We start from the raw sequence: 25,620 nt of genomic DNA, 5'->3' as shown, positions 1-25,620 counted from the left end.
ATGAAAAAATTAAAAAATATGTTTGTATTTTTAGGATATTCAGGTTCAGGCAAAGACAGCATAGTAAGTGAAATCTCAAAGCAATTCAATATTCCAATTCTAATATCACATACAACAAGACCTCCTCGTAATTACTTAGAAATCATCAATAAAGCATATCATTTTGTAGATAATAATTTCTTTAAGGAAGAAAAAAGTAACTTTATTGAAATGAGAAAATATATAGTTCATGATGGCAGCACTTGGTTATATGGTATACATAAGTCTGAATTAAAGAATAAAAAATATGCTTTGACTATAGTAGATGCAAGTGGATATAAGGCACTAGAAAAATATTTTATGGGAACAAAAACTAAGTTAGTACCATTTTTTATAAATACAGATGAAATTGTATTAAGAAAAAGGCTTATTAGTAGAGGTGATAATTTTAAGGAAATTGAGAGAAGATTAAAAGATGATAAGTTTAAATTTAAAGATTTTCTAAATAATGAAAATTATATTGCAATACCAAACAATACTAACCTAATTAATGCAGTAGAGCAAGTTAAAATACATATGAAAGAGGGAATCGAATGGTTTTAGCCTTAGATGTATCCATGTCCTCAACTGGATGGGCAGTTATAAATAGAAATAAAAAAGTATTAGAATATGGAAAAATAACAACCAAAAAAGATAAATTCAAGTCTGAAGATGAGCGAATGTGCTATATATGTAATACTATTCAAGAGTTAATTATAACTTATAATATTCAAATAGTCTTAGTTGAAGACCAATTCACTTCCAGAAATTCTAAAACAATTCTTAGTTTAAGAAAACTCTTAGGAGCAATAATGAGAACTGTTAAATTAAATAATATAGAGATTGAATATATGTATCCAGTTTCTATTAGAAAATATCTTATGAATAATGGTAAGGCTAAAAAAGAAGAAGTGGCTACATATATAAGAAAAAATATAATTGATGTTGGAGAATACATTGATAGGAATTGTAAGGTAAAGACAAGCGATATATATGATGCTATAGCTCTTGGAATAGCTTATTTAAATAAAATAAATTTTAAATAAAAGGAGAAGTAATTGATGAGTATAAATATCAAAATAAAAAAATTAAGTCAAAATTCAATAGTCCCATCTTATGCAAAAAATGGTGATAGTGGTATTGATTTATATACGATAGAAGATACAATAATTCATGCTAAATCAGTAGTAGCAATTTCTACAGGTATAGCACTAGAAATTCCATATGGATATGAAATGCAAGTTAGACCAAGAAGTGGCATAAGTTTAAATGGTATAGAATATATAAAAGATGAGAAAGTATCTTGTACTGGAAATAAAATAAAAAACGATATTATTATTTTCAATGAAGAAGAAAATAATAGAGTATACCCAACTATAAGATTTGGCACAGTGGATTCAGGCTATAGAGGTGAAATTAAAATAATTACATACAATGAAGAAAAATTTAACATTTTAATTCCTAAACATACTAAGTTGGCTCAAGGTGTATTTCAACAAGTACCAAGAGCTGTTTTAAAAGTTGTAGATGAATTGAATATTTCTGAAAGAGGAAATGATGGATTTGGAAGTACTGGTATAAAGAAAGGTGAATAAATATATAATACTAGAAAAATATAATTATTACTATGATGACAAGTGTCACACTTTATATCATTTAGAAAATATCTATACAGGATTAAGATTTTCTATTGAAAAAATGAAGTTAGAGTACTATAATATATGCTAGACTAACTTTGGGAGGAATATTAAATGTACAGATATGATGATTATGTAAATTTAATAAATGACTTAGAATTACCAAAAGAAATTAGGAATAAATGTGTTAGAGTTATAATGACACTAGAAAACATGCAGGATATTATGGTAGTACATAAGTTTAAAACTTATGTTGTTAATGAAAAATATATTGAAAAAGTAGCATAAAATGATTAAGTCATCTATTAATGTAGGTGACTTTTTTGTATTTATGTACTACTATTTAAGTAAAGGTTATTTTAAATGAATGAGGGGGATATACAATGAAGTTACCAAAAAAAATATTATCACTAGGATTAGTTATAACAATGTTAATAGTTAGTTTTCTAAAACAATCTTATGCACTTAATTCAGTAGATGAGATTGAAGTATCTACAATATACGAAACAGCAGGTCTTATAGCAGATAAACAAAGCTATGACACTGCGATACTAGTTAATTTAAGTGATTCCATAGCAGATGGGTTGAGTGCTAGTGGATTATCAGGAACATTAAATGCACCATTGCTTTTATCTGAAAATAGTAGCATACCAAATGAGACAATTAAGAGATTAAGTAAAGTAAAAACAGTTTATTTGATAGGTGGGATAAAATCAATAAATAAATCTGTAGAGAATACATTAATGTCAAAAGGATTTAATGTAAAAAGAATTGATGGAGATGATAGAATAAAAACTAGTTATAATGTTGCAAAAGAAATAAACTCTAAACAAAAAATTAATACTGTAATGCTAACAAATGCATATAAAGGAGAGGCAGACGCAATAAGTATAGCTTCTGTAGCCGCAAGAGATAAGGCAGCAATAATATTAACAGATGGAAAAAGTATACCATTTTCAACTAATGAAGTAAAATCATATGCAATTGGAGGTACAGCTACAATGGATGATACATTAGTTAAAAATACAAACTCAACAAGATTGGGAGGTTCTGACAGATTTGATACAAATAAAAAAATAATAAATCAATTTTATAATGGTATAAAAGAGTTTTACATAGCTGGTTCTAGGAACTTAACTAATGCACTTCTAGCATCTTCTTTAAAGAGTCCAGTTGTTTTAGTTGATAATAATAGTAATAAATCAATATTAAAAAATGCCACTAAAATTACAACAGTTGGAGACATAACAGAGGCGTTACTAGAAGAATGTTTGAATGTCACTAATGGAATAGGAGACTCTAACACTGGAGTAATTAAAAAAACTAGACTTGAAGAAGCTAAAGAATTAGCTAAAGATTGGTATAATTGTTATGAAGTAGGAGATATAAACAATATACCATATGATGGAGTATACTTAGTTGATGATAATTATAAAAATGGAAGTAATTATTATTATGTTTTTAGTTATGTGTCTGCTGGGCAAGAGTATTCTGAACGTTTGTGTATAAATAAAAATGACATATCAGATTATAAACTTTTATATGAAGATTTACATATGGAAAAAGTGATTTCATTCAAAAATGCTGAGGATTTAGTTAGAGACTTATTTATGAAAGAGCATGGATTTTTACCAAATCATATAGAAGCTCAAAATATGGAAGATGATATGTATATATATGTTCGTCCATTTAATACATATGTAGATATGAATGGTATAGAGCATAATGCAGGTGGATATACGCCATATTTAGTAAATATTTATACAGGTGAAATATCAAAATATACATATACTGAATAAAGCAATTAATCAACTACTTTAATAGGTAGTTGATTTTATTTTAAATAGTAAATTTATTATAGTAAGGTTTAATCACTTAAGGCATATATAGCTGTTATAATTAAAGTATATGTCGAAAGGTAGATGGTGAGGATGTTTAAGGAAATATTTGAAAAAGTATTTATGTCAGAAGAAATTAGTCAAACTGTAAAGGAAGTTAGTAATATTGTGAAGGATACTGAGATACAAGTAAAGGGTGGATTTGGAGAACTTAGATTAGATTTTATACTTAGCAAATTAGACAAGGATTACATAATAATTAAAGATATTATTATACCAGGCTCAAATAAAACCACACAAATTGATAGTATTGCAATTTCTGTATATGGAATATTTGTTATAGAATGTAAGAATTTTAGTGGATATATTTATGGAAATGATAAAGATAAAATATGGACTCAAATTGTAGGAAAGGCTAAAAATACATTCTATAATCCAGTAAGACAAAACTATGCTCATATCAAAGCAATAGAAAACATAATAGGAGATGAATATAATATATATTCAATAATTGTTTTTTCAGACAAAGCTACTTTAAAAAATGTAACTATAAATGGCAATAATGTTATAGTCATAAATGAAAGTGAAATATTAAGTACAATAAGTAAATACAAAGATATGACTATTAATAGAGAGGAAATAAAAATAATCAGAGATAAAATTTTTGATTGTATGAAAGCTATTAATCAAAATACTGGAGAGCATGTTAGAAATTTAAAAAATATTACTGAGGAAGATAAATGTCCAAGATGTCAAAAAGGGAACCTGACAAAAAGGAAAGGACAGTATGGTGAATTTTGGGGCTGTAGTGAATTTCCAAAATGCAAATACACTAGAAAATAATACATTTATATATTGAAATAAAATAAGACTTTACTCTAATTAGAATAAAGCCTTATTTTATTATTTGTTGGGATTTTCTTTTTTATTAATATGGGCTAAATAATAACTATCATCAAAAATAATTAATATACATTCTAAAATTATTATAAAATTTCCGATTCCATATATAGTCCAATACTCTTTAAATAAATAATTTCCATTAAAAATTCTATTTACAAGAGGTGCTGAAAAATAGAGAGTTCCAAATATAGATATTAATATCATAATTGATATAAATAATATATTGTTCAAGAGCTTGTGTCTTTTTTCTCCTCTCTTTAGAGAAAGAACTAAAACTAATACGGATATCGCAGAAGGAGAATATTTAATATAAATATCATAATAATCCTCAATATGGATTTGAATAAAAAGCTCTACAAGTACATGAATTGCTACTGTTGAAAGAATTATGGTTGATAATATGTTGCCTTGTTTAATTTTTTTCTTTAATTTAAATTCATTAACTTTATTTTCAAAACTTTTCTGACATATATTTTCATTAGACTTTAAGACTGATTTACATTTAGGACATATAGTTGTATTATCATCAAATTCTAAATCACAGTTTTCACAATACATAAGTATTTATACCTTTTTTTCCATATACATTCCATTCTCTTCCATCCATAAGTTAAATCTTTCTGCTTTTCTTGCACTTCTAGAGTATTGTAATGCAGCATAATTAGCTTTATCAAATATATCTTTAATAACCATGCTATATAAGTTCACTTCTGCCAACATTGTCATAACTGGAGGAGTAAATGTTAATGCTGAGAATACTAATCCAAGTACCATGTATCCTATTTGTTCATTATAATCCTTATATTTAATTTTCATACTACCTTGTACATCTTCAATTATAGCCTCAGGAGTATCATGTTTAGAATATGCATCTTTAAAAAATATAAACATATCATTTTCTACCATAGCCTTTACAGATTGTAAATCTATTTCAAATGATTTTATATCAGTAATTGTTTTAACTACTGAAGCTTTTTCTTTAGTAAGCGTTGTATATAGTGAAGGTAAATCACCTTTTAATGCTATTAAATTTGTTATAACTGAACGCATAGAATTAGCACTTCTAAAAGCAGAGCCTCTACTTAAATATCTGTCATAAGCTTCTCTGTCATATTTAGTTATATATGTACATAAACCTTCTTCATAATTATTTCCTTCAAAATCTACAAAGTGAGATAAATACATGTATACTACCTCATCATTATACTTTGGTGCTCCTACTTCTTGATTTTTTCTAGCTGCTGACATTGCATATGATAATTGACTTGCATTAGTCGTATGTTTAATGGGTTCTTCACTATAAGTCTTAGGGACATCCATATTTTTTTCTAAATATGAATTACATTTTTGTATGAAATTACTTCCTTTAGGTGTCAAATCTTTTAATTCACCAACTGAGATACCAATATCTTTTAATGCATTACTGTATTCCTCTGATGCAGTAAGTACATCTGCAACAGTGTTCATATCCATATCTGAAGATTTTGCAGATACAGCATATGAATTTACTGTTGTTGATACAAGAAAAGTAGTTGCTAGTGTTAAACTTAATACCTTTAATTTAGTTTTTTTCATTTGTTTTCCCCCTCAATGTATATTTAATTAAAGTTAGAATATTCTTGAAATTCTAACTAAAATTCAAAAGGATTTTATGAATGATATTGTAGTGATAATATGATTTATATAAAAGGACTAGCCATAGATTTAAGAGTGATAATTTAAGAAATGTATTCTATACAAGTAGTATAACATAAAAAGTTAAAGCAAGAAACATATAAAAAAAATAATATATAAATATAAATTAATGTAATGATTTATATTTATCAAATTAAAATAATCAATATAATATTTTAAATCTGATAATATTGAGCTTCTATATTCGTTTTTAAGCCATTGTAAAAATTAGTGCTTATAATTTAACATATTCAAAAAATGAGACCCTTACAATTGATATTTAAAAAAAGTATCAAACTAATAGTATAAGGCATAGAATGATGCATTCTATGCCTTATTTCTTTATAGTTAAGCAATTTCAATAATTATATAAATAAAATAATTTAAAAAGTCAGTTGAAAGTCAGCTAAAATGGCTATTTTTTTCCTTGTCTATATGGTATTATAAATATATAAACTTAGATAGGAGGGATGGCCATGAACGCTTTTATAAGAAAAAGAAATAAAAACTATGTAGTGTACCTAGAATTTAGAGATGATGAATCAGGGAAGAGAAAGCAGAAGAATATGGGAGCATTTGATAAAAAAAGAGATGCTAACAAAAGATTGGCTGAAGTTAAAGATAGTATATACAAAGACAGCTTTCTTATTCCAAATGAAATAACATTAGGTGATTTTTTATTAGACTTCCTTGACAAGTATAAAGATAATATTTCAGCATCTACATATAAAAGCTATACTGCTATTTGTAAGAATCATATTAATCCTTCTATTGGAAGATATCATCTTCAAGAATTGAGAAATATTCATATTCAAAATTATATAGATGACTTAGCTGGTAACTTAAATCCTCAAACAGTTAAAGTACATATAAATGTGTTGAGACTTGCTATAAAGAGAGCGTATAGAATTAAGTTAATAAAAGAAAATATTATAGATGGTATAGAAAGTCCTAGAGTTAAAAAATTTAAAAATGATATTTATGATAAAGAGCAGATGTTAAAATTATTAGAATTGGCGAAAGGTACTAATATGGAACTGCCTATTAACCTAGCTACAGGTCTAGGCTTGAGACTTTCAGAAGTATTAGGATTGACTTGGGAGAATATAGATTTTGAAGAAAATACAATAACTATAAATAAGATAACTAGTAGATTAGATTGCTCAGTTATACTTAAAGAACCTAAGACAGAAAGTTCAATTAGAAAAATATTTGCACCAATAGAGCTTATTGACTTGCTAAAAGAATATAAATTAGAGCAGAATAAAAAATTATTAAGAAGTATTATTAGAAATGAATATAACTTACTATTTTTCGATAGAAAAGGAAATCCTATTGCTGAAGATGTAATGAGTAAGAAATTTAGAAAATTTTTAGAGAACAATAATTTACCACATATCAGATTCCATGACTTAAGACATTCACATGTCACTTTACTTATAAATTCTAAAGTACCAATTAAGGTTATATCTGAAAGGGTAGGACATTCAAATATTAATACTACTCTTAATGTATATTCTCATGTACTTAAAGAAATGGATAAAGAAGCCTCTGATAGAATATCTGAAAACTTATTTAAAGCTAATTAATAATTATTATCAGTAAATGTATATATTTTTATTTTATATAAATTTAATTATAAAATGTAAAGGTATAAACATAAATGGAACTTTTTATGAAGCCTTAAAATGGCGTATAGAGCGTCGTGTTTTAGATAATATTAGGATTATAACTTTATAAAAATAAGTTATAATCCTAACAGTGTATACTCTATCTTAACCTTTGTACTAAGATTTTTTATTTGCAAAATATGATGCTATAAATAGTATGATAGAAAGAAGAAATCCTATTAATACAATACCAGATATAATGTTATTGTGCATCTTATTTATGTTTAAAATTGATAAGACTACATTTGAAAGCAACATGACTATATTAGCAGCTAAAAAAGTAGTTCCTTTTTTATTTGTATAACATATAATGTTCATTATACATATAATATACAAAACGATGCTTGTAATCAAGTATTATCAGCTCCTAATTTATATTTTATAAGACAAATGCTAGGAATGCTTTAGTAACCCACCATGCAACGTCATTACTCATATCAAGACTTTTACAACCTTTATATAATACATATTCTACTGTACCAGTAAATGTATTTAAACACTAAGTATTTTGCTATAAGTTGCATACCCCCCTATAGCAACTTTAACTTTTGTGGGAATTTTAGTCCAAACATCTCTTAATATTTTTACAGCCCAACTTAATTTTCCTCTTGTAGTAGGTGCAGATTGTGCTTCTAACTTTACTTCTTTAATAGCATTGATATAATCTGCTTTCTCTTGCTCAGTAAAACCAAAATATGCTGAAATCTCATCAATATCTTTTAGTCTTTGTTCATCTAATATGTATGATTCTATTTCTTTCTGATGTGAACTGCTATCAGCAAAAGATACTGATGGCAACAAAGTAGTAAATAATGTTGTACCAATTAGAGAAGTAGCTATAACTTTCTTGCACTTTTTGTTCATATATCAAACCTCCAAAGTATTTTAATTAGATATCTATCTCAATTCTATTGTAATAGTATAAAACATGCAACAAATTATTCATTAATAATTATTAAGTATTCATTAATAAAGATTAATTATTTATAAGTATTTCTTAATTATTAATATAAATTTATAACTGTTTTTTTATTTTAACGGATGTTCATGAAAATAAAATTAATATTTTTGGATAGAAGAGTAAGCTTTATACTTAATTAGTTATAATATAATCCATTTAATTTATAAAATTTAGTTTCAAAGAAAATTAAATGGGTTTCTAATTAATATAGAAGGGAAGTGTAGAAAAATGAGAATTGACAATCCTAATCTTTTTGCAAATATTACAGAATATCATGTTGCATATTGTGCAATTGCATTATTATTTATCTCTAAATTTGTTATTTACTTTTTTATGTTTAAGAGTAATAAGGATAAATCAGCAAACCGTTCTGACAAAGGCACATTCTGGTTAATTATCTTCGGTTGGTGGTTCAGTAGAATGCCTAGTGTGTATTTTAGAGATAATAGTATTCCAGAAACATTGAGAAATTTATTATTCCCACATTTCATTTTTTATATTGGAATAACATTTATTATTTTAGGGATAGTTATTCGTTACAGGGTAGTTTTAACTTTAAAATCAGCTTTTACACTATCAGTACAGACAACAGATGTAAAACTGGACTATATCATATTGTCAGAAACCATGCATATACAGGAAGCATTATGAGTTTACTTGGAGTAGGTTTTACATATTGACATGTTTTAAGTTTCATTACTGTATTAATTATATGCCTAATATGTTATAGTATTAGAATACATGTTGAAGAAAAAGCATTAAAAAAACAATTTGAAGAGGAATTTCAACAATATTGTATGCAGACAAAGTATAGATTGATACCATGATTATATTAAACTTTTATCTAAATATATATGGTCGGATTTTAGATGATATTTGAAATTCTATATTTCTAATATTTATGATATAATAAACATAGCAAGGAATACATATTTGAAAATCTAAGAGTGGTATTTCCATAAAGTCGCCTTAACTTTCTTTTAGAGAGGAGGTGAAAACTTATGGTGAATCTAATGATGAATGTTATAGCAGGTTTAATAGCTTGTTGGATTTATGATAGATTAAAAAACCACTCAAAGTCGGCAGCTAAGAGTGGTTGGGAACTTAATATAAAGTTCCAGAAAAATAAATCTTCAAAATAATTTGTTGAAGGAAACATCACTCAAAGTTAAGTAAAATATGTTTCCTTGTTTTTATTATACCACAAATTAAAAATATTAAAACAAAATTTAATGTAAATAATATTTTAATCTATAGATTTTCTATTTTTGAAGAAACTAACTAAAAGCTGGAACATAACAAATCCAACTGTCGAACCTAAAGCATTTATAGGTATAGATGATATATTAGTAAAATTATTCAAAGATGACATACCTAGCATTACTATAGAGACTATAGCTAAATAAAGAATAACTAGAGAAATTGGTATTGAGATATTTATCTCTAATTCATGTTCTTTCATAATATCATTCCTTTCAACATTGGCATACTTAATCTTATTATATCATTAAATATAACAAATCGTAATGCACAAAATAACTTATTTCTAATTACATAATATGAGAAAGAGTAGTTATAATAGATTTCTATATACTATTCCTTAAAAGTTTATTTTCAGAATAGTATAAAATAGTAAAATGTTTTAGTTTTATTTCATTTACATCTTCCTCTACATTTAAATGTAAATTGTTTTTTGATATATTCAACTTTTTCTCCATATTCTTTTACACACTCATAAATTCCATCTTCTTCAACCCCAAAAAATCACATATTTTCTTTATATCATACCCATTTAAACATACTAAAAAAGATGTAGGTATATTTTTGTAAAAAAATTTACCTACATCCTCCAAAATTCTAATTTTTAAAACTCTTATTTCTTTCATATAAAATATATATACCAGTGATAAGTAGTAAAATAAAGTAATTGTATGTAACTTTATCCATACCGTTAAAATATACCATAGTAAATAAATTTAAACTTATTAAAATAAATGAAAAGCAAAATTTTGTTTTTGTCAATAATCGCTTACTTTTAAAAATAATTGGTAAAATTATAAGTGTTGAAATATAAGCTATAAAATGAAAAAACAATTCATTATTATTCATTAAATATTTCATCTATGTATATTCCCTTCGAGATTAATATCTTTTACCTTGATCATTAAATTTTGTAATGTATTTACCATCTCCATAAAATGTTGTTTCTCTCTGATAGTAATTGTATTTACCATCTGAACCATATCTTATTTTATAATATATTTTAATTTGATCATACTTACCTGCAACTGTGGCAGCAACTGTAGCTGCAACCTGAACAGGAGCCCATGGTGCTTTTAATGCAATCAAAGCACTTATAATAGCTGTCTTTAATCCACCTGTATTTATATACATTGTATTAGATTGCCATTTTCCCCATTTAACTGTAGCTTTGAAAGTATCAATTTCAGATTTTTCTAAACTATTATCATTACTTTTGTAATTCTCACTACTAGTAACAGAAATCTTTTTTCCATCTAGATATACTTCATTATCTATATCTTCTAGTGTATTTAGAACCTTTCCATCTAATGATTTAATTGTTATTGTAGTTTTATCACCATCTACAACTTTATCATATATAACTCCTAGATTTTTATCAGTATACGACTCTGTTGATTTTTCACTTGTATGATATTTATCAATATTATTAGTTTGTGCGTTTACAGTTGTTGTTAATAATGTGAGACTAGCAATAATCCCTATTAATGCGAGTGAAATAATTTTAGTAACTCTCTTTTTTAAACTCATAAGCATTCCTCCAATATACTATTTTTTAAAAATATTATACAATGCTAAACAGAAATCCTTTTAATATTCTGATTATAGGGGGAGGACATGCGTGTCATTTTAGGCAACTTGATAAAACTATAAAATATATTAATATTTATTATTTTGGTTATAGCCATGCTTAAAGCATTGAAATTACTAATACATAATACAATAATCGAATCTTATATGTTATGATTATTAAGTGCCTAATTTAATTAAATATTTGATATCCCCTCTAAAATAACTTATATATAAAAGTGATTAGATGCTAAAATATACTTAGAACATCAGGTCTGGGCTATAAAACAAGCAATTAGTAGTTAAATTTGCATTTAAGGAATACTATCATAGAAACATATCTTATTAGATTTTGAGTTAAAAGCTACAGTATTTGATTCATTTCCTATCTGAAATTCTATTGTATGTAAATCCCCTGAAAATTTATGGATAAATACATATCCTTGATTATCAATAGTAACTATTTCTGTAAAATCTTTTTTAGAACCATTATAAGTATTGTTTTCAGCTAGATAAGAATTGTTTGTCTTTGTCAAATTAACACTCCTATTTGTGAATGATAATTCAACCTAACTTAATCCTATTGTTGTCACACAACCTAATACAATTAATCTACTCTGTATTTTTTTATCTTGTTATACCCTCTACTTTAATTCTATTTTAATAGAATTTTATCATGTATAGTAACAATTGGCAATATAAATTTTTAATTAGTTTATAAAATAAAAATTTAAAATATCTAATGTTTAAAATATCTAATGTTTAAAATAAAATATAAATATTTATTTTTATTTATTTTATTATTAATTTTTTGTTTATTTAATCATAAATATTATAATATTAATGATTTTTTGATAAATATTTATTTAAATCGACTTTTAGATTGTTTTTTAATGCTTTCAATATAGTTATATATTCATATATATAATTAAGAAATATTCATAAATAATTAAGATTAGTTTATGAATGATTAAGAATTATTAATGAATGATTTCTTACACATTCTATACTATCAGAGTAGAATTGAGATAAATACCTAATTAAAATAAGTTTAATATATTGAATGAAAACGCAAAAATTTTATAGATACATAGATAAAAAAATAAAGCCCTCTAAAGAAAACTCAATTAAGAGTAATCCCTAGAGGGCTTATTATCTATTTCTTTTTCTTACCTTTTTTACGACCGTTACATGCCATAGTATCACTTCCTTTCAATTTTATAATCCTATTAAATCTTTTTTGATATATCTCAAATATATTCCTTACATAAACTTATCATACTCTTCAGCTAATTTATTTTTATTTTCTATTGTGTAGTGGTTTATAGTTACATCAACCCCACTGTGTCCTAGCAATTTTGAAACTGTAGTTATTGGAACTCCTCTATCTTTTAAAAGATTAGACATGCTGTGTCTGAGGTCATGGTTATATCCTCCATTTATATCAATTAACTTGAAAGCTTTTTTAACCCATGAACTCAAGACATTTGAATTGACTTGATTGTATTTGCCTCCATATTTTGTAAAAAATATATATGGATAATCTATACCATGTTGAGATAAATAATCTTTCCATTTTATTAGTAGTTGTTGTACTTCTTCTGAAAATCTAAAATCTCTTGATACTCCACCTTTAGCTGTAATCCCATGAATCCATCTATTATCTAAGCCTATATTATCCCATCTAAATTGGCTTATTTCATTACTTCTGGCCATTGTAGCTAATCCTAAATTTATATAAACTTCTAATTGTAAGTTGTCTTGTTTTGAAAGCTTTTCTTTTAATTTACTTAATTGTTCCTCAGTCAAGAAAGTTCTTTTTTGAACCTCTTCACCTGTCCCTGGTCTTTCTATCATTTCACACCAATTGTCAGTAATTTTTCTTTTCTTCTTTAAAAATGATAGTAATGATGAAATAGAACTTATTCTACGTCTAATTCTTTTTTCATTATTCCCCTGTTCCATACAATAACCTATATAAGCTTCTATTTCTTCCTCATTTATATCTGTTAATAATGCATCAAAACATTCTATATTTAAAAACTTAAAAAATTGCATTATATCACATTCATAATTATAGATTGTTTTTTCACTTTTACCAGCTATTTGTTTAGCCCTTTTATATTGTTTCCATAATTTAATATTTTCTGGATTTGGTTCTCCAATTATACTTATTCTTTTACTACGTTGCTTTGCCAATATATCACTTCCTTATGAAAAGACTAGAGAAATTAATCTCTAGCCTCTAATTTGTCTTTTATTTCTGTTATATCTGTTTCTACTCTTTCAAGTCTACTATTATTAGTGTTCAATGCTTCTGCAAACTTATCTAATTTATCATCGAATTTATCTATTGTATCTCCGAAAAGCTTTCTTTGTTCTCTAATTTCTCTAGAAAAATAGGCTCTTTCTTTTATTCTATCTTCTTGTTCTAGTTGTCTATTTCTTTCTAAATATCTACCAAACCACAACATTACTACTGTTAGTAGTATAGCTGTATATCCATACTGGCTCAGTAATTCAATCATTTCTTTAGATAACATCTATTTTTCCTTTCTGTTTTGAACTTGTATTTGATTTATCCCTATAGACGCTCCCCAACATAAGATACCTTCAAAAATAGCTTCTATTGATAACTCTTTCATAAATAAACAACTACTTATCATTGCTATAACTAATAATATAAAAGGTATATATTTATTTTTAATATCTGATTCTTTTATAAAAGTTCCTAATATGTAAAGACCACCTATTAACATTATTAAATTTTCAGGTATAAATTGCATTATATCCATATAATTTCCTCCTATCCAAGAATTTCATTTAATTCTTTTACTTTAGTTTTTATTTGTTCTAATTTTATATCATTGTTTGATATCTTCATTGAACTTATCTTATTGCATATATTTATTATGTTTTGACCATAGCCCATATCTGGACACCATTTACCAGATAAACTTTCAACTGTTTTAGCCTCTCCATGCAAATATGGAAAATGTCTAGGGTCTAATGTAGTTCCATTGACTTTATATTCAACCTTACCAACTAATTCGCTATATTTTGGATAACATTTAGCTCCAGCATATAAAGCTAGATGGTCTATAAATGCCGATACTCCATCTTCCCAACAACTAAATCTTGTATGAGCTGATGGGTCTAAATCTCCTCCACCTTTATTTCCTTTAAGTCCACATACATTGCAATATGAGGGATTTAAAACTCTACCAAAATTAAAATATCCAGTTTCTACAAATGCTTGAGCAATTGCAATAACTGGATTGACACCTTTTTTCTCTGCTTCTTTATATATTATTGGTACTATAGCCTTACATAAATAATGTGGTGGATTAGAATTATTCTTTAGTGTATCTAAATATGCAAAGACCTGTTCTAATGTTGCGGTTGGTTTATCTAATATATTCAATTCATTACCTCCTACTTCCCTATAAAATCTAATACTTTATGAAGTGTAGCCCATCTATCATCGCCTTGTAGTTTAGTAAATCTTTCACTAGTCTTAATTTTTTCACTTGCTGACCCTATTACATAAAGCTTTTCACAATGGCCAGCTACATAATTTTTCAACTCACATACATAAACTTCGTTAACTTTATAATTCATGGCCATTAATTGACCTATAACCTTATCTACTTCACCTTCATAAACTATTGTATATTTATTTTTTTTATCTTGTGAACTACCACTTACAGACTTATTAAATATTCCTTCAAAAATATCTATGGCCATATCTTTAGCATTATAGTTTTTAGTATCATCGGTATCCACAAAGCAACATTCAACTAAAAGTGATTTTGCCTTTGTTCTTCTTAAAAATGCTAGAGTTTTCTTTTCTTTAACACCTCTGTTTTTAAAAGTTTTATCTCCTTTAGCATGATAAGTCTTTGTTATCTGCTCACAAATTCTTGAAGCTACTTCAACTGTTTCTTTATCATTTAAGTTATATACTAAAACTTCTACACCTCGACCACCACCACTGTTGAAGTGTATACTTACATTTAGATTACTATTATATGAATTACATTTATCTATAATTTTATTTAATATGTCACTTTGAGAAGCTCCATTGTTACAAGTAGTATCATATACTGTACATTCCTTTTTTACTAAAGGTATTAACTCTTTTAGCACATTTCTTGCCTCTGTAGATTCTTTTATGTACTTTACTGCTCCAGAACCCACCTTACCATCTGGATTATGTCCCGCATGGACTGTTAATGTTTTTATGTTCAAAATCACCACTCCTTTCAATTTTAAAAGAGGGTTAAATTAATAAACCCTCTAAATTTAGACATAAAAAAAAGAACCTATGCTATTTCACTTGGTTCTACTACTGTATCCTCTTCATTTAGTAAATTTGTTAACTCTGTGTATTCGCTTTCTTTAATTCTATTTAGTGCATAGAATACATCTAGCTTAGTTTGTAACTCTTCTTTGGTCTCAAAGTTTTTTTGTTCAATCATTCTCTTTAAAATATTATACATCTTCTTACCTCCTCTATAACATATTATTTGTGTTAAGTTCTAACATAGTTATTCTATAAGTATTATCTATCAATAAATTATCTTGCTGCTTTTGATTTTCTATTAAAACTGTAATTTTATCTGTATTTATTTCTTCTATATTTGGTTGAACGCTAGGTGAATTCTTTTGTAGTTCTAGCCACTCATCATAAACTTGTTTCCCTGTCTTGCTTATCCACCCATTTTCTAGTTTTGGTGTAAATAATTGTTTATCTTCTGAAATAAAGTAATTATCCATATTACTCAAATCATTTTCAAATCCATACTCTATTAAAATTTCCTTCTTATCTATTAAATCTAACATATTATCTCCTTTCACTATTAATTTAAATAGTAATGTCCCATTATAATAATATCTTTATTGCTAGATAAAGTTTCCCCTATTTTAATACATCTATTAACTATATCTATATACATATTTCCTACCAATGGACTTCCTGCACTATCAAATACTTTAAAAACTACAAAATGTTTAGGTAACAGTATTTCAGGCACATTTAAAACGATAGTATTCTTATCAACTGAGCCATTGTAAACTCTCATGTTTACATAAACAATTTCTCCTATTTTATTAAATATACATCCAAATTCTTGTGGATTTAAAGAACTTCTAGGAGTCCAACCATTTAGTAATTTATTAGATAAATCCATTGTTTTAGTATTTATTTGTATGTTTGAAATTTTTTTTATATTATCTTTGATAACTTTTATATGGCTTCCTAAGTTTTGTGTACTTTCAAAGCTTATGTTTGGAATTATAACATTAGAATTACAAATAAATTTAGTTTGATTGTCATATTGTTCTAAATTTAGAGAATCCAGTTCTATTTCTTTTGGTATTTCTAATTCGTAAATTATTTTTAATGGATTTTTACTTAATTTTTCTTTAAAGTTAGCAATATTAAAAGGAGATATTGAAGTATCTACTATATCTATTACACCTATTCCGTTTTCTGTTGATATAGATAATGCTGATTCAGTTTGAACATTGTAGATATAATCCACATGAGATTGCTTGTATAAGTTAGTTAGAAACTTAGACATATCTAATCTTAACACAGATATATCTAGATTTAATCTAAACTCATACATTCCATGTACTTCTATCCAATTTTCACTGCCATTAAAAACTATTTCTTCACATCTTTGTATTAGTTTATAACAACTATTTTTAAAAACTATTTCATCTTTTGTACCATTTGGCAAATTTCTAAGTGTATATGGAATTGTCTTTTTATCATATTTATTTCCTTTAGTTATAAATGTTTTATTCCCATCATCATGTAAATCTTTTATTATAGTAACTCTTAAATACTTTGCATTTTTAGTGCTTCTAGCAACATAAAAAATATCTTTATCTCCTATTATTCTTTCATTCAGTTGTGTAGGTATAAATGTTTTATTCTCATCATACCAACATATATTTCTACTGCAATTATAAAAGGTATATTCTGTGTTTGGTTCTATTTCTATATAGTCTAATGTGTATTTATGATTACTAGCCTCAGAAATAAGTTCCTCTCCATTAAGATATTGTAAAATATAATTATCTTTAAAATTAGCATTCTTATTAAATATATTAATTCCACTAGATTGATAACTTAAAAGTTCTATTTTATCTCTTTGTCCAACACTTAACAGTTCATTAGAGTAATCTATATTAATATCTGTATAATTTCCTTCCAATATGGTAATTTTTAAACTTACTTCATAACCTGATGCAAGTGTATCATTATCTAGAACACTTCTTAAGACAATATTACAATCACTTAAGTCTGATATTGTTGTAAATGTATATCTGAATTTACCAATTACTCCTCCTAGTATAGCTATATTTGCCAGGTTAGGAATAAATACGGAATTTTCTTCACCTAAACTATGAATATATATTCCACTTGTGTTAGGTAAGGTGTTTTTATCAACATCAACTATTATTGTATATACAGTGTCTGGTTTATACAAAGTATAATTGATTGTAAAAAAATTAGAATATCTTATATCATTTTCTGTTAGTATATTTATTTTTCCATCTAAAAAAGTTGCTTTCCATAAAGAAAAATCTGAACTAGTTTTTCCCCATAAATCAATTAGTGTCTTACCTTCTATATTAAAATTAGTTAAATAACCTTTTTTACTATTTTCTATAGTACATTCTCCACTATCTGTCACATAGGGAATATTAGGTATTTCTTTTAAATTTTCTATATCTTCAAACCTTTTATTTGTATTAACTGGTAAATTTAATATCTTTTGTCTAGCTTCTTCATTTAACAAATTATATTCTCCTTTCTTATTAAATAAAAAAAGATTCTTCAAATCTCACTTTTAATCCAATATATAGCTTCCATTAAAAATTATCCTAGTACTATTTTTCTTAACTATTGCTATTTTTATATATCCCTCTGGTCTTATTTCCAAAGAGCCTAAACTCTCCCCATTATCAAATATTTGTATTGGTGCAATCTTACTTGGTGTAAACTCTTTAGGTAAATAAACAATTATTGTACCTGCTGTAAATAGACCATCTTTAATTACAGAAGAAATTTGAACAACATTACCTATCTTGCTTAATATTAATCCTTGGTGTATATCATACGCTTTTTCCCATCCATTTAGCAACTTATCAGATAAATCTATGGTTTTACTATAAGTATATATGTTTTCTAAAGTATTAATTTTTCTTTTTAGAATTTCTATATTATTACCAAAATTTTGAGTCAAATCAAAACTTACTTTTGGTATTATACTTCCTGTAGATAACAAAAATTTTGTTTTATCTTCAAATGTTTGCATACTTAAATCCACAAGTTCAATCTCTTGTGGTCTTTCTAATGGATATACAAATGTAATATTATTACTCTCTAACCAAGCTTTAAATGTTTCCAAACTGTTAGCTTTTGTCTTAGATATTCTTACCATTGTTTGATAGTTATTATTTGCACCACTTGCTATACACTCATAATCTGAGTTAGATAATTGAAGGGCTGACACTTCTTTAAATTTATCTGATTTTAAGATACATGTATTCTCATTAGAATTAATTACACCTAAATTTGTTGTGAAAACGATAGTGTTGTCTTTTTCTATACTTGTATGGATTCCCCAAGTTTCCTGTCCATCAAGAATTGTTTCTTTGCACTTTTGTACTAATTTATAGCTATTATTTTTATAAACTATTCTATCCTTAATTTCATCAGATAAACTTCTTAATGTATATGGTATTATTTTTATATTGCCCTTTTTATAAATATTCAATGGGAAATAAAACTGGTCTGTTCGTGCATAATACACTCTAAAATGAGTACAATCAGTAGGTGTTTCAAAGTTATTTGAATTTAATATAACTGATTTAAATATGTTATTCTCATTCTTAAATTGAATTTGTTTTCTATTACCACCTAAGAAATAATATTCTACATTTGGATTACAATCAATCCAATTTGTAGTTATGCAAGGCATCCCTTGTATAAACTCCTCTTCTAATGAATTTCCATTAAAATATCCATCTTGATAAGTTCCATCAAATAAATTTTCACCTTGATAACTCAGAAGCTCTATATTGTCCCCTTGACCAACACTTTGTAACCCTTCAAAATAAGGAACATATTTATTTGTATAATCACCTTCTAATAACAACATTTGTATATTTAAAGCATCGCTTGAATCTGTTATATATACTCTTAATTTGTCTATATTATTATCCATATTTAATTTTAAAACTTGGTTTCCACTTTTAGTAAATACTTCTTTATTACCGCCTCCACTAAGAATTGTATGTATAGTATAAGATACATTTATATCTGTTACATTTACAATCAAAGTGTATATGCCTGTATTTAATCTATTTAACAATTTTACATATGTAGCACTATTATTCAATTTTATAAAAGCTCCTTCTTTAGTACTATTTCCTTCTAATGTAAACATGTTTGTAGACGCCAAATTGACTAATGTCTTTCCTTCTATATTAAAATTAGTTAGATAACCTTTCTTACTATTTTCTATTATATATTCGGCTGTATCAGTAGTACATTTTATATTTTCAGTTTCTTTTAGATTTTCTACATCATTAATTTTATTCTTTAAAGCTTTTAGTAATGATTCTATTTTTGTGGAAGAATAAGTTGTTGTTTCAGTGCTTCTATTATCATCAATAGTTGCTGAAACCATATTTATAGCTGAGTTTCCATTTACAACTATACATTCAAGTTCATTGTTTGATTCATTAAAAATTTTTATCCTATTATCATCTAAAATTTGATATGAACAAAATATGTTATTATTAGTAGTTTTTTCCATTAAACTTATAAGTACTTTTCTAGTTACAAGATTATGTTCAATTATAGTTGTATATGTATTTTCTTCTAGCATCCAATCACTTGTTGAAATATCTTTAGATACAGCTACATTAGTGCCATTTTGTATTACTTTTTCTAAATCTTCTTTACTTGCTTTCTTACTAAGTTCTAGATTAATGTTATCTTGCTCTTTATCCAATTTATTAATATTTTTTACTACATCTTCATTTAACAATCCATCACCTACTTTTTTATTTAGAGGACTACATTTATATGTAGCCCTCAGTTTTTTTCAATAAAAAAAGAACTATGCCATATAGTTCTCACCTATTATTTCTTTATATTCTTTCGCTGTTATCTTTTCTTTAAGTACTGCATTTTTAACCATTTCTTTAGTCCACATGTTATTATTATAATAGTATTTTATTTTTTCAAATCCTAACATTATATTAATCCTCCCATCATTAGTGCATAGTTTATATTAGCATTTTCTAATTCTAATTCTTTGACTTTCTTTAGAGCTTCTTGTTCTGGTGTCAATGGTATTTCTACATACTCATATGTAATCTCTTTTGTTGTCTTATCTACATACATAATAGATGCAAACCCTTCCTTATGTTCAGCTTCAATTAATGTATCAATTAGAACACCATTCAATTCCAATTCTTGAGCTGATTTTCCTAAGCCATTAACTTTATCAAATGGCATATTATGTATTAAATTCACTTTATAAATGTTACCTTCCTTATATTCCAATCCTGTTAAGTATTTTTGCATTCTATTTCCTCCTAAAATTAGTTATAATAAGCTACTTTTTGTAATACATGTGTATTTTTCAATTTACTTATAGTATTAAGATTATAAGTTATAACAATATTATTAGATGAATCTAATAATATTGATTTAATTGACTTAGTAAAAGATGTTGATTTCCATATCTCAACACCATTATGGGCTATTTTTCTTATTGTACTATCAGATCCGCCACTATAAATATTAAACTCTGAATCTACACATACAGAGTTTACAGAATCAGTGTGACCTGAAAACTTCCATATCTCAACACCATTAGAAGATATTTTTCTTATTGTTTTATCATTACTAGCACTATATACATTATATTTAGAATCTACACACACTGAATTTACAGAATCAGTATGCCCTATAAATTTCCATATTTCAACACCATCAGAAGATATTTTTCTTACTGTTTTATCATTGCTAGCACTATACACATTATCATGTAAATCAACTGTAACTACAGTAATATGGTCAGTATGTCCTGTAAATGTCCAGAGTGACTTCATGAATGTATCGTCTCTTTCTAATGATGTTTTTATAATAGTATTATCATAACTACCACTTATTAAATTATTACTATTATCAATTGCTAGACTAATAATGATATCTGAATGTAAAGGCAATTCATTAGAAACAACATCAGGATCAGATAAAAACATTAGATTGCTGATGCCTCCACAGTACACTAAACCGTCATTATTAGTACATACTGAATATATACCTAAACTAAATAAAAAATTATATTTCCAGATAAGATCACCTGAAGGCGATGTTTTAATTACTGATCTATCAAATCCATCACAATTTATTATATTATCATTGAAATCTATATATGTTGACATGATTATGTCAACATCAAGATTAGTTGTCCATATATTATCAGGATAAGGATATACTTCTTCTACAAGAGTTCCTAATTTAGTTACCTTATGTATTTCGCTTTGGTTATCTTTTGTAACTAGAATACCTAAATTTTGTTGAAATTTTTTTAAGGTATTGTCACTACTACCACTTAGTATGTTATTTTTACTATCTAAAGTTACAGTTTTTACTCGATTAGTGTGTACCATAAATTCATATATTTTTAATCCATCATGAGATATCTTTTTTATAGTTTTATCATCACATCCACAATATATTTCATTTTCATTATTAACTGTTAAAGAAAATATAGTAGAAAGGCTTATAGATTTCCAGATTATCTCGCCATTAGAATTAAACTTTCTTATAATCTTATCGTTTCCACCACTTATTAGATTATTGTTAGAATCAATACACACTGAATGAACTGAACCCATGTTGTCCATATAACTCCATATTAATAATCCGTTTTTAGATAACTTTTTTATACTCTCATCAGCACTTCCAATATAATAATTATTAGCGGAATCTACATCTACTGATAATATACTGTTAGTGTTTCCTGTGTATTCCCATATTTTTGTCGCTTCATATGATACTTTAACCAGACTACTATCTGCAATTCCAACTATTATATGATTATCTAAATCAATACATATAGATGTTATATTGTTTTTAAAACCTGAAAAAGACCATATTTCATCTCCAGAAGAAGATATTTTTCTTAAGATTCTGTCAACCCCACCACTATAAACATTAAGATCAGAATCTACTGTTACTGAATTCACAAAATGTGTATGCTTTGTAAATCTCCATATTTCTTTTCCTAATGAAGATATTTTCTTAACTGACATATCACTACTAGCATTATAAATATTATCTTTAGAATCTACGCATACTGAATTTACACTTGAATCATTGTAAAAACACCAAACTTCTTCAACATCATCAGGCATATCTGGCATTTGTTTTATACTACTAATATTACTTGCCATAGTTTGAAATGTATCACTACTATTAGTTGGTACTTTTTTGTCAGTAATAGCAGTAGCGATTAATTCTTTCCCATTACTGACAGATTGAAAAAGCTCATTTAATGCTTCCTCTACATTGTCACTTGTAAAATTATTAGCTAAATCCTCTATAGTTACTTTATTAGCTGTATTTTCTATGGTATTTACTAAGCTTTTTATTTTTTTAGATGAATATGTTGTAGTCTCAGATTCTTCTGCATCATTAATAGTTGTTTTTTTATTAAGTTGTGAATTAGTATCGCTAGGTACATTTTTTAATTTCTTTACCACATCTTCATTTAACAAAATTTATCACCTTCTTTTTTTATTTAAAAGACTACATTTATGTATAGTCCTTAGTTTCTTTTAATAAAAAAAGAACTATATAATATAGTTCTTACTAAGTCTTTCTTGATCACGACAATATTATCTTAGCTTTCTATATAATTTCTGTTCTTATAAACTTTCCCATTTAGATTCAACAATCAAATCTAAATAATCCTTAAATTTATTTTGTATTAACTTTATAGGATTACTAACAGAGGATTGATGTTTTTTATGTATTTTAAAAAGTATCAATAAATTCATTTATATTACATCCATATTTTTCAAACATATAAACAATGTAAAATGTTTTTTGATCATAATATTCTTAAAATAAATTTTTATCTTGCATAGTATTTTTAAATATACATAATAACCATATGTTTTATATTATCAACGAGATAAATTTATTATTTAGAATTATATATTCATGCTAAAATAACTAATTTTTTACATGTACACTAACCTAGAAGTAAATTTATTATCAGAGTATGAAGAGGAATAACTAACCATGAAAAGAAAAATTCCTGCAACTGACCCAATCCCCTTAAATCCTCCTGTTATTGGTACAGAATTGGAAAATAAGGCACCAGCATCACAATAATATTTATCACTTGCTCCATTATCAGATGATTTTATTATAAATCCACCATGATTAGTAGCTTGAACTCTCCTTATAGAACCATTAAATTCTTGATTTGCACCCTGTCCCCGATTTATATATCCAGTTCCCTTATCATTAAATATTGAATTATCACTTATCATCATGTTTAAATCATTATCACTATAAAACCCATCTACCCATTGATTATAATTCCCCCACAAATCCTCTATTCCTAAAAATTTAATTTGTTTCTTGCCATTAGACCCATAAATCATTCCATTAGAATTTGTTCCTCCTGTAGTCATATATTCCTCTGCTTCATCAGTATATCCAAACCCAAGTTGCAACTGGCTATTAAGAGATTTGTACATTATTAAATATAATATTTGTAACATTAACATACAGTAATAATTATATTGTTGATACCCAGATCCATTAGCTTGGGCATGTAATCTAAATTCTCCAATAGTTTTTGACACAGTAGGTGTATAGCCAGAAACACTTCTTAATTTGCCATCAATATTATACCCTAAATATGCACCAATATATATATTTTCTTTTTCAGTAGAACCAACAGTATGAGCCATGCATATGTAATTGTTATCAATTCTAGCTTCTGATATTCTTATTTCATAGCCATTAGTTGTTGTGGTAAACTTCCAATATATCTTTGGAAACTCAATCATTACGTCAACATCTCCACTGACATCACTTCCATCTAAATATTTAGAAAAATTTTGTGGATTAATATATTTGTATAACTTTCCAGACTTAAAACCACAAGGTTTTATATCTTTAAAAGGGTATATATTTGACCATCCTCCATAACCAGTTGAATTGGCAGGTATTACTCCTTGAGCACTTTCAATGTAAGTCACACAAGTTAATGGATTACTGTTGCTTTCATCAATTTTAACTCCATATACCTCTGCTTTTGGTATAGTTATTGTGAATGGATTAGATAATACTATTTTATCACCATCACTTACTTCTATGTAACAAGTATAGCTGGTATTATGACTTAGTCCATTTCCTATATAAGTAAAATTATTGTCATTATTACTAGGATTAATAGAAATAAAATCATTATCTCCTATTTTAAGTTTATGAATTAATGTATCTTTATCTTCATCTGTACAAGTATAATTCAGTGTATAAGAGCCTCTTACTTTAATATTTGATACAGTTATATTACTTAATATAGGCGGATGGTTAAGTTTTACTAATTTATTTATATTTTCAGCTATTTTTTGAAAAGTATCATCTTTGCTAGTATTAATACCCTTGTCGGTAATGGCACTAGCAATTAGGTTTTTCCCATTATCGACATTTTGAAAAAGTTCTTTTAATGCTCCCTCTACATCCTCACTTGAAAAAAAATTATCTGTATCTTTTATGCTTATTTTCTCTGCTATAGTTTCTATATTATTTAAATTTATTTTTACCTCATTTACTGCATTTACAAGACTTGTTTTATCTGTTGTTTTAAGTAGAGTTGTATCTCCTATTTTATCATTCAACTCTCCTTTAGTATTATCTATATTTGTATTAACTTTTATAATTTCATCATTAGTGCTATTAGGTACATTCTTTAACTTTTTTATTATTTCTTCATTTAACAATTCATCACCTTCTTCTTTAAGTTAGA

The 25,620-nt window shown here is 26.2% G+C and carries 30 protein-coding genes; 10 read left to right on the top strand and 20 right to left on the bottom strand.

Annotated features, from left to right (window positions below):
• From IC214_RS09440 to IC214_RS09415, 6 genes are all read left to right on the top strand, one after another.
• A complete protein-coding gene (locus tag IC214_RS09440; RefSeq protein ID WP_227825318.1) occupies positions 1-582 on the top strand; it encodes a guanylate kinase in 582 nt (193 codons plus the stop codon).
• Positions 573-1,064, top strand: coding sequence for a crossover junction endodeoxyribonuclease RuvC (locus IC214_RS09435; RefSeq protein ID WP_227866550.1), 492 nt, complete (start codon positions 573-575; stop codon positions 1,062-1,064). Before IC214_RS09440 ends, IC214_RS09435 begins: the two co-directional genes overlap by 10 nt.
• Before the next feature lie 15 nt (positions 1,065-1,079).
• Positions 1,080-1,613: a deoxyuridine 5'-triphosphate nucleotidohydrolase gene (locus IC214_RS09430; RefSeq protein ID WP_227866549.1), complete on the top strand. Its 534-nt coding sequence runs from the start codon at positions 1,080-1,082 to the stop codon at positions 1,611-1,613.
• Positions 1,614-1,769: 156 nt separating this feature from the next.
• Complete coding sequence (locus tag IC214_RS09425) at positions 1,770-1,943, top strand: hypothetical protein (protein WP_021369998.1); 174 nt, start codon at positions 1,770-1,772, stop codon at positions 1,941-1,943.
• Positions 1,944-2,038: 95 nt separating this feature from the next.
• Positions 2,039-3,454, top strand: a complete 1,416-nt coding sequence (locus IC214_RS09420) for a cell wall-binding repeat-containing protein (RefSeq protein ID WP_285894658.1) — start codon at positions 2,039-2,041, stop codon at positions 3,452-3,454.
• Positions 3,455-3,586: 132 nt separating this feature from the next.
• On the top strand, positions 3,587-4,336 hold the full coding sequence (locus tag IC214_RS09415; RefSeq protein ID WP_227866548.1) for an NERD domain-containing protein: 750 nt from the start codon (positions 3,587-3,589) through the stop codon (positions 4,334-4,336).
• Positions 4,337-4,396: 60 nt separating this feature from the next.
• On the opposite strand, the gene IC214_RS09410 is transcribed toward IC214_RS09415, so the two are convergent.
• On the bottom strand, positions 4,397-4,954 hold the full coding sequence (locus IC214_RS09410; RefSeq protein ID WP_227866547.1) for a hypothetical protein: 558 nt from the start codon (positions 4,952-4,954) through the stop codon (positions 4,397-4,399).
• A 6-nt stretch (positions 4,955-4,960) separates the two neighbouring features.
• A complete protein-coding gene (locus IC214_RS09405; RefSeq protein WP_227825314.1) occupies positions 4,961-5,971 on the bottom strand; it encodes a hypothetical protein in 1,011 nt (336 codons plus the stop codon).
• A gap of 575 nt (positions 5,972-6,546) precedes the next feature.
• On the opposite strand from IC214_RS09405, the gene IC214_RS09400 reads away from it, so the two are divergent.
• Together IC214_RS09400 and IC214_RS09395 are read left to right on the top strand one after the other, a co-directional pair.
• Entirely contained in the window at positions 6,547-7,659 is a 1,113-nt protein-coding gene (locus IC214_RS09400) for a tyrosine-type recombinase/integrase (RefSeq protein WP_227825313.1), read from the top strand.
• A gap of 238 nt (positions 7,660-7,897) precedes the next feature.
• Positions 7,898-8,044 (top strand): hypothetical protein, encoded by a 147-nt coding sequence (locus tag IC214_RS09395; RefSeq protein ID WP_227825312.1) that lies wholly within the window; start codon positions 7,898-7,900, stop codon positions 8,042-8,044.
• Positions 8,045-8,232: 188 nt separating this feature from the next.
• On the opposite strand, the gene IC214_RS09390 is transcribed toward IC214_RS09395, so the two are convergent.
• Positions 8,233-8,604, bottom strand: coding sequence for a hypothetical protein (locus IC214_RS09390; protein WP_227825311.1), 372 nt, complete (start codon positions 8,602-8,604; stop codon positions 8,233-8,235).
• A gap of 325 nt (positions 8,605-8,929) precedes the next feature.
• On the opposite strand from IC214_RS09390, the gene IC214_RS09385 reads away from it, so the two are divergent.
• On the top strand, positions 8,930-9,352 hold the full coding sequence (locus IC214_RS09385) for a hypothetical protein (RefSeq protein ID WP_227825310.1): 423 nt from the start codon (positions 8,930-8,932) through the stop codon (positions 9,350-9,352).
• 350 nt (positions 9,353-9,702) lie between these two features.
• A complete protein-coding gene (locus IC214_RS09380; RefSeq protein ID WP_021383152.1) occupies positions 9,703-9,843 on the top strand; it encodes a hypothetical protein in 141 nt (46 codons plus the stop codon).
• Positions 9,844-9,947: 104 nt separating this feature from the next.
• Here IC214_RS09380 and IC214_RS09375 read toward each other — a convergent pair whose 3' ends face one another.
• The 17 genes from IC214_RS09375 to IC214_RS09295 form a co-directional block, all read right to left on the bottom strand.
• Positions 9,948-10,163, bottom strand: a complete 216-nt coding sequence (locus IC214_RS09375) for a hypothetical protein (protein ID WP_227825309.1) — start codon at positions 10,161-10,163, stop codon at positions 9,948-9,950.
• 262 nt (positions 10,164-10,425) lie between these two features.
• Positions 10,426-10,587: a hypothetical protein gene (locus tag IC214_RS09370; RefSeq protein ID WP_227866546.1), complete on the bottom strand. Its 162-nt coding sequence runs from the start codon at positions 10,585-10,587 to the stop codon at positions 10,426-10,428.
• A gap of 256 nt (positions 10,588-10,843) precedes the next feature.
• Complete coding sequence (locus IC214_RS09365) at positions 10,844-11,491, bottom strand: hypothetical protein (protein ID WP_227866545.1); 648 nt, start codon at positions 11,489-11,491, stop codon at positions 10,844-10,846.
• Between the two features lie 353 nt (positions 11,492-11,844).
• Positions 11,845-12,066, bottom strand: coding sequence for a hypothetical protein (locus tag IC214_RS09360; protein WP_227866544.1), 222 nt, complete (start codon positions 12,064-12,066; stop codon positions 11,845-11,847).
• A 727-nt stretch (positions 12,067-12,793) separates the two neighbouring features.
• Positions 12,794-13,729 (bottom strand): site-specific integrase, encoded by a 936-nt coding sequence (locus IC214_RS09355; protein ID WP_227866543.1) that lies wholly within the window; start codon positions 13,727-13,729, stop codon positions 12,794-12,796.
• 32 nt (positions 13,730-13,761) lie between these two features.
• On the bottom strand, positions 13,762-14,073 hold the full coding sequence (locus IC214_RS09350) for a hypothetical protein (RefSeq protein ID WP_227832034.1): 312 nt from the start codon (positions 14,071-14,073) through the stop codon (positions 13,762-13,764).
• A complete protein-coding gene (locus tag IC214_RS09345; protein ID WP_227866542.1) occupies positions 14,074-14,325 on the bottom strand; it encodes a phage holin family protein in 252 nt (83 codons plus the stop codon).
• Between the two features lie 11 nt (positions 14,326-14,336).
• Positions 14,337-14,954 carry a glucosaminidase domain-containing protein gene (locus IC214_RS09340; RefSeq protein WP_227866541.1) on the bottom strand — a complete coding sequence of 206 codons (618 nt, stop codon included), beginning with the start codon at positions 14,952-14,954 and terminating at the stop codon, positions 14,337-14,339.
• A gap of 11 nt (positions 14,955-14,965) precedes the next feature.
• Complete coding sequence (locus IC214_RS09335) at positions 14,966-15,787, bottom strand: N-acetylmuramoyl-L-alanine amidase (protein WP_227866540.1); 822 nt, start codon at positions 15,785-15,787, stop codon at positions 14,966-14,968.
• Positions 15,788-15,855: 68 nt separating this feature from the next.
• A complete protein-coding gene (locus IC214_RS09330) occupies positions 15,856-16,032 on the bottom strand; it encodes a hypothetical protein (RefSeq protein WP_227866539.1) in 177 nt (58 codons plus the stop codon).
• Positions 16,033-16,045: 13 nt separating this feature from the next.
• Positions 16,046-16,375, bottom strand: a complete 330-nt coding sequence (locus tag IC214_RS09325) for a hypothetical protein (protein WP_227866538.1) — start codon at positions 16,373-16,375, stop codon at positions 16,046-16,048.
• 17 nt (positions 16,376-16,392) lie between these two features.
• Complete coding sequence (locus tag IC214_RS09320; protein ID WP_227866537.1) at positions 16,393-18,345, bottom strand: hypothetical protein; 1,953 nt, start codon at positions 18,343-18,345, stop codon at positions 16,393-16,395.
• 51 nt (positions 18,346-18,396) lie between these two features.
• Positions 18,397-20,604 (bottom strand): hypothetical protein, encoded by a 2,208-nt coding sequence (locus IC214_RS09315; protein WP_227866536.1) that lies wholly within the window; start codon positions 20,602-20,604, stop codon positions 18,397-18,399.
• 72 nt (positions 20,605-20,676) lie between these two features.
• Entirely contained in the window at positions 20,677-20,814 is a 138-nt protein-coding gene (locus IC214_RS09310; RefSeq protein WP_227866535.1) for an XkdX family protein, read from the bottom strand.
• Positions 20,814-21,146, bottom strand: a complete 333-nt coding sequence (locus tag IC214_RS09305; protein ID WP_227866534.1) for a hypothetical protein — start codon at positions 21,144-21,146, stop codon at positions 20,814-20,816. The genes IC214_RS09310 and IC214_RS09305 overlap by 1 nt, the downstream gene beginning before the upstream one ends.
• A 17-nt stretch (positions 21,147-21,163) precedes the next feature.
• The gene (locus IC214_RS09300; RefSeq protein WP_227866533.1) at positions 21,164-23,350 is read right to left on the bottom strand and encodes a hypothetical protein; all 2,187 of its coding nucleotides are present in this window, start codon (positions 23,348-23,350) and stop codon (positions 21,164-21,166) included.
• A 468-nt stretch (positions 23,351-23,818) separates the two neighbouring features.
• Positions 23,819-25,594, bottom strand: a complete 1,776-nt coding sequence (locus IC214_RS09295; protein ID WP_227866532.1) for a hypothetical protein — start codon at positions 25,592-25,594, stop codon at positions 23,819-23,821.
• Positions 25,595-25,620: the final 26 nt, after the last annotated feature.

It is taken from the genome of Clostridioides sp. ES-S-0190-01, from assembly GCF_020658275.1.
GTDB lineage: Bacteria > Bacillota > Clostridia > Peptostreptococcales > Peptostreptococcaceae > Clostridioides.
Note: the sequence above shows the minus strand (reverse complement) of the source record. Positions and strands in the feature narration are given on the sequence as shown.